We start from the raw sequence: 16,525 nt of genomic DNA, 5'->3' as shown, positions 1-16,525 counted from the left end.
CATGAGTTTGTACTATCCGCCAATCAGCTATGTCGTGTCCCCCCACGAAGACGGCATGCTGCTTAAGACTATATTGCAAAAACGAATGGGGGTATCCCGCAAGCTGCTCTCGCGCCTCAAGTTGACCGAGCAGGGCATTATGCTGAACGGGACCCGTGTATACATTAGCGTGAAAGTGCATGCGGGAGATCTGGTTGAAATTCGGATGGAGCAGGAACGTTCAGACGATATGCTGCCCCAGCCGATGGACCTTCATATTCTATACGAGGATGAGCATCTGCTTGTTCTGAACAAGCCGGCAGGGATCATTGTGCATCCGACGCATGGTCATTATACGGACACACTGGCGAACGGCGTTGTCCACTACTGGCAGGAGAAGGGCTGGAATTACCGGTTCCGAGCGGTTCACAGGCTGGATCAGGAAACTTCCGGCGTGTTGGTGGTGGCCAAGAATCCGTATATCCACCAGCATGTTTCCGAACAAATGATAGCCGGCACGGTCGACAAGAGGTATGTTGCATTTGTTCATGGCAAGCCTGCTTTGCCGTCAGGCGATATTGACGGTCCGATTGATCGGGATCCTTTAGAGCCCCACCGCCGCATCTTAACCCCGGACGGATATCCTTCATTGACACGGTATCAGGTATGCGAAACCTATCATTCCGCATCCTTGGTTGAATTGAAGCTGGAAACGGGCCGGACCCATCAAATTCGGGTGCATATGCTTAGCATCGGTTGTCCATTGATTGGAGATCAGATGTATAGGCATCCGGTATACAGTGAGCGGGAGTTACGATCAGATGGGACGGAAACTGCGTCCTATGGGAACGAGGGGTCGGCAGAGCCGGAAGTCGGATCATGCATCATGAGGGTGGACCGCTATATGGGCAGGCAGGCACTGCATGCAGCAAGCCTGACACTGATTCACCCGATTGAGGGGAACACGATGGTATTCACAGCTCCGCTTCCTGAGGATATGAACTCTCTGAGAAATATGCTTGCGCAAGAGGCGACTTAAATATTTTCAAAACAACAAGAGAAGGAGAACGTATCGAATGAGCAAACTGAAAGTATATCAATATCCGAAATGCGGGACATGCCGTAACGCGGTCAAATGGCTGCAGAACGAAGGACATGAGCTGGAACTTCAAAATATTTTTGAACAACCGCCAGAGCAGGAAGAATTAGCCAATCTTATCGATAAGAGCGGCCTGGAGCTTAAGAAATTTTTCAATACGAGTGGCGAGGTCTACAAGGAAATGAACCTGAAAGACAAACTGCCTGGACTTTCCGATGAGGAGAAAATCGAACTGTTGTCGTCCAACGGAAGATTGATCAAGCGTCCAATCGTGACGGACGGAAGTAAAGTGACCGTCGGCTTCAAAGCAGAACAATATCAGGAGTCATGGCAGAAGTAGAATGGCTATTTTGGTCGGAGGCAATGACGGCCCAATTGAGGCCGGTTGAAAGAACTGAGTGGCCCCATTGTTGAAGATCAACGATCCGGAATAGACACATTTTCCTGCTGATGAAGGTAGAGCATCCCAAGGTCTTTTGGCCGCCGGGATGCTCTTTCGTTTTAAGAGATAATAACATCCGAGGCTTAGCATCCTTATCTCGCAAGAAAAACTTCCTCTATATGCGGTCTGTCTACTGAGAAAGTACGTCGATAGACGTTTTTCTTATGAACAGGCAATGATAGGAAATTCAAAGAAATACCTTGTGACAAGCCCAAGTCTATATAGGGATATGGTATAATGACAAGGTATATTTAAGGTTATACCAGAGAAGTTAAAGTTAGGAGCGATCATGACTGTGATACCCAATCAACAACCATCCTTAATGCTTGTAGACGGGATGGCTTTATTATTTCGTGCTTACTATGCAACCGCGTCAAGCGGCTATATCCGTCGAACCAAAGCGGGGGTGCCGACCAACGCGATTTATGGCTTCCTGCGGTATATGTGGGATGCTATCGATAAATTTCAGCCTACCCATGTAGCTTGCTGCTGGGATATGGGTTCGAAAACATTTCGTACCGAGCAATTCGCCTCGTATAAAGGCAATCGTCCGGAAGCGCCGGATGATCTGGTTCCGCAGTTTTCGTTGGTTCGTGATGTGACGGAATGTCTGGGAATTCCGAACCTGGGCGTCGTGGGCTATGAGGCCGATGATTGCATCGGTACGCTTGCCAGACGGTACGGGGATAGCATGAATGTCATGATCCTGTCGGGGGACCACGATCTGCTTCAGCTCGTGAACGATTCCACTTCCGTCATTATCATGAAAAAGGGACACGGCAATTATATGCACTATACCCCGGAAACGCTGTATGCCGAAAAAGGACTTTCCCCAAGACAGGTTATCGATGTGAAAGGCCTGATGGGAGATACAAGTGATAATTATCCTGGCGTACGTGGGATTGGCGAGAAAACGGCGGTCAAGCTGATTCAGGAGTATGAAACCGTGGAAGGAATTCTTGCGAATCTTGAGTCACTGACCAAAGGGGTCCGCACCAAGATCGAGGCAGATCTGGAAATGCTGCATCTGTCCAGGTCTTTGGCGGAAATCCATTGTGAGGTTCCAATGGAGTGCGAACTGGAACTATGCCGCTTGAGCGTGGATCACGAACGTGCATTAACCAAACTGGAGGAGCTTGAGATGAAGAGCTTGGGCCATCTTTTTGGGGTGGCGGTGGTTTCCTAGTTATGTGGAGACAGTTTAATTTCGGTAGAAAATCAATCTTGACCGGATTACTGCTTGGGGCCATGCTGCTTCTTATATCCGCATGTGCCTCCAATCAGACTCCTTTAACCGATACCTCTAAGCCGCCCTCAGGGGCTGAGAAGAAGGTTGAAGTTATGGTTTCGGCAGCAGCAAGTCTCAAATCCAGCCTGGAAGAGACCGGACGACGATTTGAAGCAGAGTTTCCGAATGTTACGCTGCGTTATAATTTTGGCGGTTCGGGCTCTCTAGGACAACAGCTTGAGCAAGGGGCGCCTGTAGATTTGTTTGTATCCGCGGCAACGGAGCCGATGGATCGACTGGTCGAGAAGGGGATCGTACAATCCGATGCGGTTCAGTTAATGTTTCGAAATGCGTTGGTGCTGATTGAGCCTGTTGGCAAACAGAACGTGAAGCAGTTATCCGATCTGCTCAAACCTGAAGTACGAGTTCTGGCTATCGGGCAGCCGGATACTGTACCGGCCGGGGAGTACGCGAAGGAGACTCTTCAGAATGAAGGCCTTTGGGAAGATGTCGAATCCAAGGCGGTGTATGCCAAGGACGTGACGCAAGTTCTCGCTTATGTGGAGTCGGGGAATGCGGATGCCGGTTTTGTGTACAAAACCGATCTGAAGAGTTCCGCCAAGGCAACACTTGCGCTTGAGGTTGACCCGGACAAGCACCAGCCGATCGAATATCCTGCAGCGGTTCCGGGCAATGCCAAGCATCCGCAGGAGGCTGAGGCGTTCCTCAAATTTATGCGGAAGCCAGAGATCAGGGATATCTTCACGGAAGCTGGATTTGAGGTAGCGGAGGCGTCGCCGTGACTGCGACCGAAATGTTCTGGATGCCGGTATGGCTGTCGATAAAAACATCACTGCTGTCCAGCATCATTGCATTTATACTGGGATTAGCGGCAGCGCGCTGGATGTCCAGGCGCTCGTTTGTCGGCAAGACGGCGGTTGAAACGCTGCTGATGCTTCCGCTTGTGCTTCCACCTACGGTGGTTGGCTTTCTTCTGCTTGTCATGCTGGGCAGAAACAGCTGGATTGGCGCAGCTGCGCAATGGCTGTTTGCCAGGCCCATCATTTTCAGTTGGGGGGCCGCGGTTATAGCGGCTATTGTGGTCTCGTTTCCGCTTGTGTATCAGAGCATGCGGGTAGGCTTTGAGTCCGTGGAACCGGAGCTTGAGGATTCGGCGCGATCGGCAGGGGCCGGCGAATGGCAGGTGCTTCGCTGGATTACGCTGCCGCTTGTCCGCAGAGCGGGGATTTCGGCGTTCATTCTGGCTTTTGCCAGAGGTTTAGGTGAATTTGGGGCAACCTGGATGGTTGCAGGCAATATACCGGGTGTTACGCAAACGCTGCCCACGGCGATTTACGTTGCGGTAAGCAATGGCGAGAGCGGGCTGGCGTGGGCGTGGACGGCTGTCATTATTTTGTTCTCTTGGCTGTTGCTGGCCGCGTCAGGAACGGGCAGAAACAGAGAAAGAGGCGGGCGGACTTGACGGGAGCACAATGTTTACATATGCTTCGAATAGAGCTTGTTAGCAACTATATAGAGAACAAGGCATAGCACATCGTGGAGAGGATGGAAGAAGCATGAGTTTACTTGGAGCAATTGAAGCAGGAGGAACCAAGTTCGTTTGCGGCGTGGGTATGGAGGATGGAACGGTTGTGGAGCGAGTGAGCTTCCCGACAACAACCCCTGAAGAAACCATGGCAAACGTCTTTAACTTTTTTGCTGATAAGGATATAGAGGCGATCGGAGTCGGTTCTTTCGGACCGATTGATCCGGTGAAGGGCAGCCCGACTTATGGCTGCATTACTACGACACCGAAACCTCATTGGAGCAATTACAATATTGTCAAAGCATTGGAAGAGCGTTTTAATGTTCCGATTGGATTTGATACCGATGTAAACGGAGCCGCTCTTGGAGAATATACATGGGGCGCTGCCCAGGGACTGGATAGCTGTCTGTATATCACCATCGGAACGGGAGTAGGAGCAGGCGCCGTGGTAGCTGGTGAATTGATTCACGGTTTGTCTCATCCGGAGATGGGTCATATTTATGTGCGCCGCCATCCGGAAGACCGGTATGAAGGGACATGCCCTTATCATGCAGACTGTCTGGAGGGGCTTGCTGCCGGACCGTCTCTTGGCAAACGTTGGGGAGTTCCCGGTGTGGAATTGACGCCGGATCATCCGGCTTGGGAGATGGAAGCTTATTATCTGGCTCAAGCGCTGATGAATTATGTCCTCATTCTGTCCCCACAGCGTATCGTGATGGGTGGAGGCGTTATGAAGCAGGAGCAGCTGTTCCCGCTGATCCGCACGAAGCTTCAGGAGCTGCTGGCCGGATATGTTCAGCATCCAAGCCTTCATGATGGGATTGATCAATTTATCGTTCCGCCGATGCTCGGCGATAATGCGGGTCTCTGCGGCGCATTGGCGTTGGCCAAGCTGGCAGTAGATGAGGCCAAGAGCGTTCAAGCTTGACCCTATTTCTTATATAGAGTGAATCAAAATTAGGTTGATTTTATTACAGATTATGGTATTATGATTTCAACAGTATAACGTATGGAACGGGAAGCACCTTTCTTTGTCGCTGCGGCGGAGGAGAGGTGCTTTTTTGCGTTGTTCCATCGTTGTGCTGAATGCGTAAGCGGGAGGTATTTGAGGGATGCAAATTGTGTTCATGAATCAGATGAGCGGAGCGGATGAGTCAGGTCACATCCGTTCTGCTCAAGTATGGATCGGTGAAGAAGAGGGGGGATGGCGGCTTGGCTGGCGGAACATGGAACCGGACGGTGATGTATCCGATGATGAGTGGTATGAGGGAAATTCATGGAATGAGTTATTATGCGTGTACCGACATCAATTAGCGAAGAAGCTTGGAGAGGGCTTCCGGCCGCTAGTTGAGGGGGTATTCCATGAACCGGGAGAGACTGGAGGCAAGAATCTCGGCGCTCAGAAGCTGCAGTGCTACAGTGAGCTGTATGGCTCGGAGGAGTTGTACACGGAGCTGTGTGCTTGGCGCAGAAGAAAGGCGGCCTCCGGAAGAAAAGCACCTTATTTCATAGCCAGCAATCGAGTGCTGCGTATGATTAGCGCCTTCATCCCCCAGAATGAGGAAGAGCTGCTGCAGCTTCCGGGAATCGGGGTCAGCAAGGCTTCGGAGCATGGGGCGGAGTGGCTGGAGATCACGACGAAAATTGAACGAACCACAACCTTTCCACTGGATTGGGTTTACGAGCAGCTGCAGGAAGAGGTGTTCTTGTCCTGGCTGTATAAACAGAAGGAGCAGCGATACAAGCAAGAGCTCGACCGCTTCCGAATCCGCCGTACGATGCTGATTGGGATAGCTGAGGGAGCTTCACTGGCCCAGCTGGAAGAGCGCACCTCGTTATCTCGTCGGGATTTGGTTGAGGAATTGGAGGGGCTCGAGAAGGAAGGTTATGATACGGAGCAACTGCTTGAGGTTGAATTGAATACGATGACGGCTTCAGAGCAGGCAACGGTATGGAAGGCGTTTGAAGAGCTGGGCGATACGTTTCTTAAACCCGTATTACAACGGGTATATGGAGAAGGACAAGCCCGGAATGGAGAGGTAGAAGACATTGGCGGAATGGAGAAGCTGTATGAGCGGCTGCGCCTGATACGGATTCGCTTCCGGCGGGAAGAGTCTGGCAAAGCAAACGCAAGCTAATCCGCATAAACGAAAATCAGGACGGATTTCCTCGTGGCAAGGAGATCCGTCCTGATTCTGTCTGTGGTTCTGTGGTATTTCATATCCAGTCTTTTTTACGGAACAGATAAAACATAAGAGCACCGGCAAAAACCATGATGCCTAGAACCACATAATAAGAGTATTTCCAGTGAAGCTCAGGCATATTGTCAAAGTTCATGCCGTAGATGCCCGTAATCAGCGTCAGTGGAATGAAGATGGTTGTAATAGCGGTAAACACACGCATGATTTCATTGGCCCGATTGGCGATACTGGATTGGTAAGCCTCTCGAAGGTTCCCCATGAGATCTCGATAAGTCTCGAAGGTCTCGGAAATTTTCACGGCATTTTCATAGATGTCGCTGAAATATTTTTGCAGCTGGTCATCGATCAGCCGTAGGTCTTTTTTGTTCAGAGTATTGATGACTTCCTTCTGCGGTCCAAGCACTTTTTTCAACCATAGAATCTCGCTTCGCAGACCGATAATCTCGCTTAAGTGGGATTTTTTGGTATGCATGAGGATGTCTTCCTCCAGCTTTTCAATCCGTGCTTCAATGCGGTCCCCAACGGAGAAATAGTTGTCCGTGACGAGGTCGATCAAGAGATAGAGGAAGCGGTCAGGCGTGCTGACTTCATCCTCCCAGAGAAGCGGTTTAACGCTGCGAAGCTCGTGGATCTTTTGCTTGGTCATCGTAATAATAAAATGCCTGCCCAAGAAAACGTTCAATGCCCGAAGGAAAATTTCTTCGTCGTCAAACCGGATGCTGTTCACAACGATAAAATAGTGGTTCTCATATATTTCAATTTTTGGACGCTGCTCTTCTTCGCTGAGGCAATCCTCAACCGCAAGATCATGCAGGGAGAAGAGAGGTTGCAGTTCGGCTAAATCATCCTCGTCCGCATCCAGCCAGTAGAAGCCGCTGGCCGGAGGGGTCAGCGTCATTTCGATGTCATCAACAGGGGTAAATACGCCCGAATCGACCAACCGGATTTTCATCTGATATCACTCCTTTGTCAAATACAAGCTGCTTGGTTAAGCAGTAAAGGCACAGGATATCAGCCCACCGGTGTAGGGGCATGTCAAGGAAGGTTAGAATACGATAAAAGCGCATGAAAAATAACGCCGTCCTCTGCCGGTAGACTGATCTTAATCCTATGCGGTTGTGCGTCTTGATCTAGTTTCTGGCTCGGGTCACCGTCCATCTTCCATGTCACCTCTTTCATACTCGGTTTTCAACAGCACTTGTCTAGTATAACGCCGGGTGTAGGACCTTTCAAGTTGAAATCCGGCGCAGCCAAGGACCATGGTACAGGGTATGGAAACCTTCGGTGAAGTGTGACAAACTTTATGAAAAGGTTCTTGACGAAAAATTGGGAATGATTTAAAGTAAGTATCAATTACGAACAATTTAAGACAACTGAATAAAGCGAAATCTTATCAAGAGCAGGTGGAGGGACTAGCCCTATGAAACCCGGCAACCGGCGGCAACATCGCACGGTGCTAATTCTTGCAGGAGATACGACGCTTCTTAGAAGCCGTTGTATAGTCTGACAGATGAGAGAGGCGCATTGTGATACGTATATGATGACCTTTCTCTACTTTGAGAAAGGTTTTCTTGCGTTTATACAGTCTAACGCTCTTTCTCACAGCTTTTTATGGATGTATCATTTCATATTTCGAAGGAGTGAGCCACGATGCCGATTAAAATTCCGGACGCCTTGCCGGCAAAGGAAGTTCTGGCTGGAGAAAACATTTTTGTCATGGATGAGAGTCATGCATTTCATCAGGATATCCGCCCATTGCGGATTGCTATTCTGAACTTGATGCCAACCAAGGAAACGACGGAGACCCAATTATTGCGATTGATCGGTAACTCCCCGCTCCAGGTGGATGTTGTCCTTCTTCATCCGAGTTCCCACGTTTCGAAGAATACGTCGGCTGAGCATCTGAAATCATTTTACAAAACCTTTGAAGAAGTGAAGAACCGTCGTTTTGACGGCATGATCATTACAGGAGCTCCAGTCGAGCAGTTGGAGTTTGAAGAAGTGAATTACTGGAATGAGCTTACTGAAATTTTTGAATGGACCAAGACGCATGTGACCTCCACGCTCCATATTTGCTGGGCATCGCAAGCCGGGCTTTATTATCATTACGGCGTACCGAAATACAGCCTCGAGGAAAAATGCTTCGGCGTATTTCCACATACGATCAATGAAGCGTGTACCAAGCTGCTCCGCGGCTTTGACGAAATGTTCTTTGTTCCGCACTCTCGTCATACGGAAGTTCGGCGCGAAGATATTACAGGCATTGACGATCTGGTCATCCTGTCCGAGTCCGAGGAAGCAGGAATTTATTTAGTTTCAAGCCGGGATGGCAAGCAGATATTTGCCACAGGACATTCCGAGTATGATGCGGACTCTCTGAAATGGGAGTATGACCGGGACGCTGCCAAAGGAATGGATATCGCGCTGCCGCGCAACTATTACCCGAATGATGATCCAACAAGAACGCCTCCGTCCATATGGCGAGCGCATGCAAACTTATTATTTACTAATTGGCTCAATTACTATGTATATCAGGAAACGCCATACGATATTGGTCCGCAAATATAGAAGTATACGGGAGGAGAGTTTGTGATGGAGAAGAAACCTTTGAATATAGAGAGCCGACTGGCACAGATCGGGTCGGTGCAAGAACCGGTAACCGGAGCCGTGAATTTTCCGATTTATCAGGCTACGGCATACCGCCATCCCAAATTAGGCCAGAGCACAGGGTTTGATTACACCCGTACGAAAAATCCGACCCGTTCGGTACTGGAGGACGCCTGCGCCGAGCTGGAATCCGGTGATGCCGGCTTTGCCTGCAGCTCGGGCATGGCTGCCCTCCAGACGATTTTTGCTTTGTTCGGTCAAGGGGATCATCTGATTGTATCGCTGGATTTGTATGGAGGGACCTATAGGCTTCTGGAGCGGATTATGTCCAAGTTCGGCGTAACGGCTACGTATGTGGATACGAATGACCTGGATGCGCTGGAAGGGGCAAGAAGGCCCAACACGAAGGCTGTATTTATCGAAACGCCGACCAATCCGCTTATGATGATTACGGATATCGAAGCCGTCTGTACGTGGGCAAGGCGCCATCAATTGATCAGCATCGTGGATAATACGCTTTTGACTCCGTATTTCCAAAGACCTATCGAGCTTGGGGCGGATATTGTCATACATAGCGCCACCAAGTATTTGGGAGGACATAACGATGTGCTGGCGGGTATCATTGTAACGAAGGGCAAGGAACTATCGGAAGAGATGGCTTTCCTTCATAATTCCATCGGCGCGGTGTTAAGCCCGACCGATTCCTATCAGCTGATGAAAGGAATGAAGACGCTTGCCCTGCGCATGGATCGGCACGAAGCGAATGCAACCGCAGTGGCAACATTTTTGACAACTCACCCAGCGATTGGCGAGGTGTATTATCCTGCCTTGCCGGATCATCCGGGACATGACATCCAGAATCGTCAATCCAGCGGCAACACCGGCATCTTCTCCTTCAAGGTGAAGGACGCCCGCTATGTGGAGCCCGTGCTGCGGCACATTAAACTGATTGCGTTCGCAGAAAGCCTGGGGGGCGTCGAGTCTCTGATGACCTACCCTGCCGTCCAGACCCATGCGGACATCCCGCTTGAGATTCGGGAAGCGATCGGTGTGGATGACCGCTTGCTCCGGTTCTCGGTCGGCATCGAGCATGAGGATGATCTGATCGCGGATTTGGATGCTGCACTGAGCGCAGCCATAGCTGAAGTGGAAGGGAGCACGCGAGAATGAGCATCGATAAAGGTCCATCAGGCTTGGAAACGCAAACCAAGCAGTTATCAGCAAAACGGGGACATGAAGAAGATGAACTCCGTTTCGAGACGAAACTATTGCATTTCGGCGGGGAAATCGACCGGGCAACCGGCGCTTCCAGCGTTCCGATCTATCAAGCCTCGACATTTCATCATGAGGACATCTTTAACCCGCCGCTGCATGATTACAGTCGTTCCGGCAATCCGACGAGGCAGGCGCTGGAAGAATATATCGCCCTCTTGGAGGGAGGCGTACGCGGTTTCGCTTATGCTTCCGGTATGGCGGCGATCTCCAGCTCGTTCATGCTGCTCTCCGCGGGCGATCATATGATCGTGACGGAGGATGTGTACGGCGGAACCTACCGCCTGCTAACCAGCATTTTAAGTCGTATGGGCATCGAGAGCACCTTCGTAGATATGACCGATCTGGATCAGGTGAAGGCTGCCCTCAAACCGAATACGAAAGCTGTCTATATGGAGACCCCTTCGAACCCGACTCTGAAAATTACCGACATTGGTGCCGTGACGGATTGGGCGAAGGAGCATGGACTGCTTACCCTGCTGGATAATACGTTCATGACGCCGTTTTACCAGCGTCCGATTGAATTCGGTGTGGATATCGTCATTCACAGCGCGACCAAATTCCTTGGCGGACACAGCGATGTGCTGGCAGGTCTCGCGGTAGCCAGAACCCAGGAGCTTGGAGACCAATTGAAACAGCTGCAAAATGGTTTGGGCACGGTGCTTGGGGTCCAGGATTCCTGGCTCCTTATGCGCGGCATGAAGACGCTCAGCACACGTATGGCCCACTCCGAGCAAAGTGCAGCCAAGCTGGCGGCCTGGCTGCAAGGAAGAAGCGATATTGAGCAAGTGTACTACCCTGGTCTCTTGAATCATCCGGGACGTGAGGTCCATGAGAAGCAATCAAGCGGTTATGGCGCGGTCATCTCCTTTGACGTCGGCTCAGGCGAGCGTGCCAAGCAGGTGCTGAACCATGTGAAGCTGCCGCTGGTAGCGGTCAGCCTGGGAGCTGTGGAGAGCATCTTGTCTTACCCGACGATGATGTCCCATGCAGCTATGGGCGAGAAGGTTCGGCATGAACGTGGAATTACGGATGGTTTGCTCCGTTTCTCGGTCGGACTCGAGGATGTGGACGATCTGATTGCTGATCTGGATCGGGCTTTTGCTGCAAGTTACTAAAGATTTGCATGAAGTTAGGACGTCATTTGAAGATTTGCCAAATCATAGAATTCGGCATCCTGTCACGGACGGGATGTCGTTTTTAATGCCGGATTGTGGTAGGATGAGATAGAAAAAGTTTTACTGGTGTTTGTTATTTTGCTCTAAGTAGGGAGGCTGCAAGAATGAGTGCGGTAAACCGTATATTGGATAAAGCTTTACGCGGTGAGCGTTTAAACCTCGAAGATACCGTGACGCTTTTTGAAAGTGATGAGATTGAGAAAATGGGTCATGCGGCGGATGTGATGACAAAGCGTCTGCATCCGGATCCTATCACGACATTTGTTATCGGCCGGAATATCAATTACACGAACATATGTGATGTATTCTGCCGTTTCTGTGCTTTTTATCGCAGACCGGGCTCTTCCGAGGGCTACGTTCTGCCCGATGAGACGATCTTCCAGAAGATTCAGGAAACCGAGGATGTGAACGGTACTGAAATTCTGATGCAGGGCGGAGTCAATCCGGATTTGCCTTTCAATTATTATACGGATCTGCTTCGCAATATTAAGAAGCGGTTTCCTAACATTACGATGCATTCCTTCTCCCCGGCGGAAATTATGAAGATGGTGGAGATCTCCGGGCTTACGCTCGAAGAGGTGATGCGCGAGCTTCACAGCGCTGGTCTGGACTCATTGCCTGGTGGCGGTGCAGAGATTTTGGATGATCGTATCCGAAAAAAAGTCAGCCGTCTGAAAGGCACATGGCGCCAGTGGATGGATGTCATGCAAACGGCCCATAAAGTCGGCATGAACACGACGGCTACCATGGTGATCGGCCTGGGCGAAACGATGGAAGAGCGTGCGCTACATATGCTTCGCGTGCGTGATGCGCAGGATGAATGCATTCAGAACGGTTATGATTCCAAAGGCTTCCTGGCCTTCATTCCATTTACGTTCCAGCCGGACAACACGAACCTTAAGCGTGAGCGCGAAACGCCGGAGGCGTACTTGAAGACGGTGGCTATCGGTCGCTTGGCAATCGATAACGTTCCGAATTTGCAGTCGTCCTGGGTAACGATGGGACCTGAGATCGGCAAGCTGTCACTCAGCTATGGCTGTAATGACTTTGGCAGCACGATGATGGAGGAGAACGTGGTTTCTTCCGCAGGAGCCGTGTATAAGGTCAATATTGAATCGATTATTCAATTGATCCGTGAGACCGGCAACATTCCGGCTCAACGCAACACCCGGTATGATATTCTGCGCGTGTTCGAAGATAACAGCACCGTTGAGCGCGACTTCGTCATGCAGAACTAATTCTATACTTCATGAAGATCCGCAAGGCGGGCCGAGCAACTCGGTCCGCTTTTTTTATTATCTGAAAGTATAACCTTCCGAGCAGCGCGCCATTTATTAGATATTCTTTCGGACTTGCTTGTTTTTCCAAGCAGGAGTTCCGTATATCCCCGAGCGGGTCCCCATATACTGAAAAGGGAACTCGAAAGGAGTGATTCCATGGAACTGTTCAGCATTTCTGTCGGTACACGGACGGAAGACGAGAAAAAGGCGTTTCACCGTATATTGTCAGACAAGCAGAAAGAGCTACATAAACAATGCAAGCAGCTGAAATTCACATTCAGCGCTTCGGATGACCGCGTGATTTGGACGTGCTCCGGCAAGCTTCCGCTGTCCTCATGGACCGCATCGGCCGACACGCTGCGCCGGCTCACTGCCGAAGCAGTCACTGCTTATATTATGGAAGAGAAGGAGCAGGAGATTGCTGCACGGTTAATGTTCTCGGAATTCGAGTTTGATGATGAGGAAGAAGCAGGGCGGATTCTGCAGTGGTTTTTGATGCTCCTGCAAAAAGAGGAAGGCCCGTCCGGGGACTTCTGGCAGAGCCGCAGACGCAAGCTGTCTGAAGGCATATATCAGTGCCTGAACGAGGCACCTGAGCTTAACCTGGATGGATTTATGACCTTCCGGCTTCAGTCCTACGAACAGGAGCTCCGCGAGATGGCGGAGTATGCAGTGGATGAATTTATGCTCGATCAGCAGTACGAGGAGTTCGTCAGCCTGCTGAAATATTTTGTTTATTTTCAGGAGCCCAAAATGCCGCTGGTACACGTCATTCATAAGGGGGAGGAAGATTTTCTGCTGCTGGATGGCAATCTTCGCCCGATTGAACGTCCTCGAGATGAAGGACTCGTTATGGAAAGGCTGGACCAGGATATGGAGATTGAAGATATGGTGGTCAGTACGCTGATTTCGGTATCTCCGGCCCGCATGATTATCCACACGAGACAGCCTGAGCTTCCCGTTATTGTGACATTGGCCCACATCTTTGATAACCGCGCCGAAGTATGCTGCAGTTGTCCGGAATGCAGCGCGCTTCTCGGAAGCGGACGAATGATGACTTGACGCACCGAAGCGGTGAGGATTATAATTACTGATAAATTCACGTAAAAGCTCTGACAAAGACATGAATCAATCCGGATTTGACCGCTCAGAGAGAGGAACCTCGGCTGCAATTTCCTCCGGTTCGCCATTGATTTACCCCTTTGTAGCTGTGTCGTCGAACCCGCACATCATGATGAATGCGGATGAGTAGGCTTCACCGGTTCATGACCGTTACTCAATGCTGATGAAGGATCTTAATCAATTATGTACCCGGTACATAAGCTGATGGAGAGATCGAATTAGGGTGGAACCACGGGTATAACACTCGTCCCTTCGCGGGACGGGTGTTTTTTGCATGTTCCGGTATCTTTCGTTGAAGTCCAGGCGGTACCGAGCGGTCCATGTCTGGAGTTCACGGGGAGACTAACGCGTCCTTCATATATGGAAGAAACGTGAAATTCTTTTTTCTTGGGAGGAATACAAGGTGGCTATTAGCATTAAATTGCCTGACGGCTCCGTACGGGAGTATGAGGCGGGCAGCAGTATTGAGGATGTGGCTGCGTCGATCAGCAGCGGACTTAGAAAGAATGCGGTCGCGGGAAAAATGGACGGGATCGTCGTGGATCTCTCGACACCGCTTCAGGACGGAGCTTTGATCGAGATCGTAACCCAGGATACGCCTGAAGGGCTTGAAGTGATGCGCCACAGTACAGCGCATTTGCTGGCTCAGGCAACCAAGCGTTTGTATGGAGCGAAAGAAGTAAAGCTGGGCGTGGGTCCGGTCATTGAGGACGGCTTCTACTATGATATGGATCTGGAAGAGCCTTTGAATCCGGAGGACCTGCAGAAGATCGAGAAGGAAATGGAACGCATTATCGGCGAGAATCTTCCGATTGTCCGCAAGGAAGTGAGCCGTGCGGAAGCGCTGCGCATCTTTGGCGAGCTTGGGGATCCTTACAAGCTGGAACTAATCAATGCCCTGCCTGAGGATAGCGTTATCACGATCTATGAGCAAGGCGAATTCTTTGATCTCTGTCGTGGACCGCACGTCCCTTCAACCGGCAAGATCAAAGTGTTCAAACTTATGAATGTGGCAGGCGCATACTGGCGCGGTGACAGCAAGAACAAAATGCTTCAGCGCGTTTACGGTACGGCGTTCGTGAAAAAAGCGCAGCTCGATGAGCATCTTCACCTGCTTGAGGAAGCCAAGAAGCGCGATCATCGTAAGCTGGGCAAGGAATTGCAAATGTTTACGTTCTCGCAGCTCGTTGGACAAGGCCTGCCGATCTGGCTGCCAAACGGCGCGAAATTGCGCCGTACCCTGGAGCGTTATATCGTGGACATGGAGGAGCGCCTTGGTTACCAGCACGTGTACACGCCTGTCCTCGGAAACGTGGAGCTGTACAAAACTTCCGGTCACTGGGAGCACTATCAGGAAGATATGTTTCCGAAAATGGAGATGGACAACGAGGAGCTTGTCCTTCGTCCGATGAACTGTCCTCACCATATGATGGTATATAAGAGCGATATGCACAGCTACCGGGATCTGCCGATCCGTATTGCTGAGCTTGGCATGCAGCACCGTTATGAAATGTCCGGTGCACTGACCGGCTTGCATCGCGTGCGCGCCATGACGTTGAACGACTCGCATATTTTCTGCCGTCCGGATCAGATTAAGGAAGAGTTTGCACGAGTTATTCAGCTAATCATGACCGTCTACAAGGACTTTGGCATCCATGACTATCGCTTCCGCCTTTCTTACCGGGATCCGCAGGATACCGAGAAGTACTTCCAGAACGATGAAATGTGGGAAATGTCCCAGCGTATGCTGCGCGAAGTCGTCGAGAGCTTGGACATGCCGTTCTATGAGGCCGAAGGCGAAGCTGCCTTCTACGGTCCGAAGCTCGACGTTCAGATTCGTACGGCTCTAGGCAAGGAAGAGACGCTGTCAACCGTTCAGCTCGACTTCCTGCTGCCTGAGCGCTTTGAGCTGGAATACGTCGGCGACGATGGCCAGAAGCATCGTCCGGTCGTTATCCACCGCGGTATTCTGGGCACGATGGAGCGCTTTACTGCTTTCTTGCTTGAGAATTTTGCAGGTGCGCTGCCGCTGTGGCTGTCACCGGTACAGGTTAAAGTCATTCCGGTTTCCAATGCCTTTGAAGACTATGCCAAGGAAGTGGCCGAGAAGCTTCAATTCGCCGGTATCTCTGTCGAGTCGGATCTTCGCAACGAGAAGATGGGCTACAAGATTCGGGAAGCCCAGCTCGAGAAGATTCCTTACATGTTCATCGTTGGCGAGAACGAGAAAAACGCGGGTGCGGTTTCCGTTCGCAAACGCGGCGAAGGGGACATCGGTGTCCAGCCGCTGGACGAGATCATCCTCAAGCTTCGTGAAGAAATTAACACCCACGTCGTTTAAGTTTAGCTATAAGTGCATGTTCAAAAAGGTCGATTTTCAGCACCGAAGCTTATGCTTCCGATGTGCGTTTTTTCAAAACGCTTCAGTTGGATGAAGCTAGGGAGTGAGGAGCGGAGCGTACGTTTTGGGTACGTGAGCACCTAAGATGTTTCCGCAGGAAACATGACTTCGTAAGCATCCGCTTAGGCCCGGCTGAATTCAAGATTCGATGCCGAGCTGCTTCCTGATTC

14 protein-coding genes and 1 riboswitch are annotated in these 16,525 nt (G+C 50.6%); of the genes, 13 read left to right on the top strand and 1 reads right to left on the bottom strand.

Translation table 11 applies throughout. The annotated features are described in order from the left end of the window. Position 1 precedes the first annotated feature (1 nt). The 7 genes from MKY48_RS26620 (at position 2) to MKY48_RS26590 (ending at position 6,432) form a co-directional block, all read left to right on the top strand. Positions 2 to 1,018: an RluA family pseudouridine synthase gene (locus MKY48_RS26620; protein ID WP_339267491.1), complete on the top strand. Its 1,017-nt coding sequence runs from the start codon at positions 2 to 4 to the stop codon at positions 1,016 to 1,018. 37 nt (positions 1,019 to 1,055) lie between these two features. Beyond that, a complete protein-coding gene (locus MKY48_RS26615; protein WP_339267489.1) occupies positions 1,056 to 1,418 on the top strand; it encodes an arsenate reductase family protein in 363 nt (120 codons plus the stop codon). Positions 1,419 to 1,809: 391 nt separating this feature from the next. After that, on the top strand, positions 1,810 to 2,706 hold the full coding sequence (locus MKY48_RS26610) for a 5'-3' exonuclease H3TH domain-containing protein (protein WP_202619001.1): 897 nt from the start codon (positions 1,810 to 1,812) through the stop codon (positions 2,704 to 2,706). A 2-nt stretch (positions 2,707 to 2,708) separates the two neighbouring features. Further along, positions 2,709 to 3,551: a molybdate ABC transporter substrate-binding protein gene (gene modA, locus MKY48_RS26605; protein WP_339267486.1), complete on the top strand. Its 843-nt coding sequence runs from the start codon at positions 2,709 to 2,711 to the stop codon at positions 3,549 to 3,551. Further along, the gene (gene modB / locus MKY48_RS26600) at positions 3,548 to 4,231 is read left to right on the top strand and encodes a molybdate ABC transporter permease subunit (protein WP_339267484.1); all 684 of its coding nucleotides are present in this window, start codon (positions 3,548 to 3,550) and stop codon (positions 4,229 to 4,231) included. The genes modA and modB overlap by 4 nt, the downstream gene beginning before the upstream one ends. A 94-nt stretch (positions 4,232 to 4,325) precedes the next feature. After that, the gene (locus MKY48_RS26595; RefSeq protein WP_215159249.1) at positions 4,326 to 5,222 is read left to right on the top strand and encodes an ROK family protein; all 897 of its coding nucleotides are present in this window, start codon (positions 4,326 to 4,328) and stop codon (positions 5,220 to 5,222) included. Between the two features lie 184 nt (positions 5,223 to 5,406). Further along, complete coding sequence (locus tag MKY48_RS26590; protein ID WP_098748554.1) at positions 5,407 to 6,432, top strand: HRDC domain-containing protein; 1,026 nt, start codon at positions 5,407 to 5,409, stop codon at positions 6,430 to 6,432. Positions 6,433 to 6,511: 79 nt separating this feature from the next. Here the strand turns inward: MKY48_RS26590 and corA are convergent, their stop codons facing one another. Continuing rightward, positions 6,512 to 7,447 (bottom strand): magnesium/cobalt transporter CorA, encoded by a 936-nt coding sequence (gene corA, locus MKY48_RS26585; protein ID WP_076324508.1) that lies wholly within the window; start codon positions 7,445 to 7,447, stop codon positions 6,512 to 6,514. A gap of 435 nt (positions 7,448 to 7,882) precedes the next feature. Further along, a riboswitch (SAM riboswitch) is annotated at positions 7,883 to 8,012 on the top strand. A 133-nt stretch (positions 8,013 to 8,145) separates the two neighbouring features. Here corA and metA point away from each other — a divergent pair. From metA to thrS, 6 genes are all read left to right on the top strand, one after another. Beyond that, entirely contained in the window at positions 8,146 to 9,063 is a 918-nt protein-coding gene (gene metA, locus MKY48_RS26580; RefSeq protein ID WP_098748553.1) for a homoserine O-succinyltransferase, read from the top strand. 24 nt (positions 9,064 to 9,087) lie between these two features. Next, positions 9,088 to 10,272, top strand: a complete 1,185-nt coding sequence (locus MKY48_RS26575; RefSeq protein WP_339291671.1) for a PLP-dependent transferase — start codon at positions 9,088 to 9,090, stop codon at positions 10,270 to 10,272. After that, complete coding sequence (locus MKY48_RS26570) at positions 10,269 to 11,492, top strand: aminotransferase class I/II-fold pyridoxal phosphate-dependent enzyme (RefSeq protein ID WP_339267479.1); 1,224 nt, start codon at positions 10,269 to 10,271, stop codon at positions 11,490 to 11,492. The genes MKY48_RS26575 and MKY48_RS26570 overlap by 4 nt, the downstream gene beginning before the upstream one ends. A gap of 164 nt (positions 11,493 to 11,656) precedes the next feature. Then, positions 11,657 to 12,790, top strand: a complete 1,134-nt coding sequence (mqnC, locus tag MKY48_RS26565; RefSeq protein WP_339267477.1) for a cyclic dehypoxanthinyl futalosine synthase — start codon at positions 11,657 to 11,659, stop codon at positions 12,788 to 12,790. Between the two features lie 198 nt (positions 12,791 to 12,988). Next, complete coding sequence (locus tag MKY48_RS26560; RefSeq protein ID WP_339291670.1) at positions 12,989 to 13,894, top strand: putative sporulation protein YtxC; 906 nt, start codon at positions 12,989 to 12,991, stop codon at positions 13,892 to 13,894. Between the two features lie 463 nt (positions 13,895 to 14,357). Next, entirely contained in the window at positions 14,358 to 16,295 is a 1,938-nt protein-coding gene (thrS, locus tag MKY48_RS26555) for a threonine--tRNA ligase (protein ID WP_339291669.1), read from the top strand. The last annotated feature ends 230 nt before the right edge of the window (positions 16,296 to 16,525 follow it).

The organism is Paenibacillus sp. FSL W8-0187, assembly GCF_037969755.1.
Classification (GTDB): Bacteria; Bacillota; Bacilli; order Paenibacillales; family Paenibacillaceae; genus Paenibacillus_AQ.
This window is presented reverse-complemented; position numbering and strand designations above follow the sequence as displayed.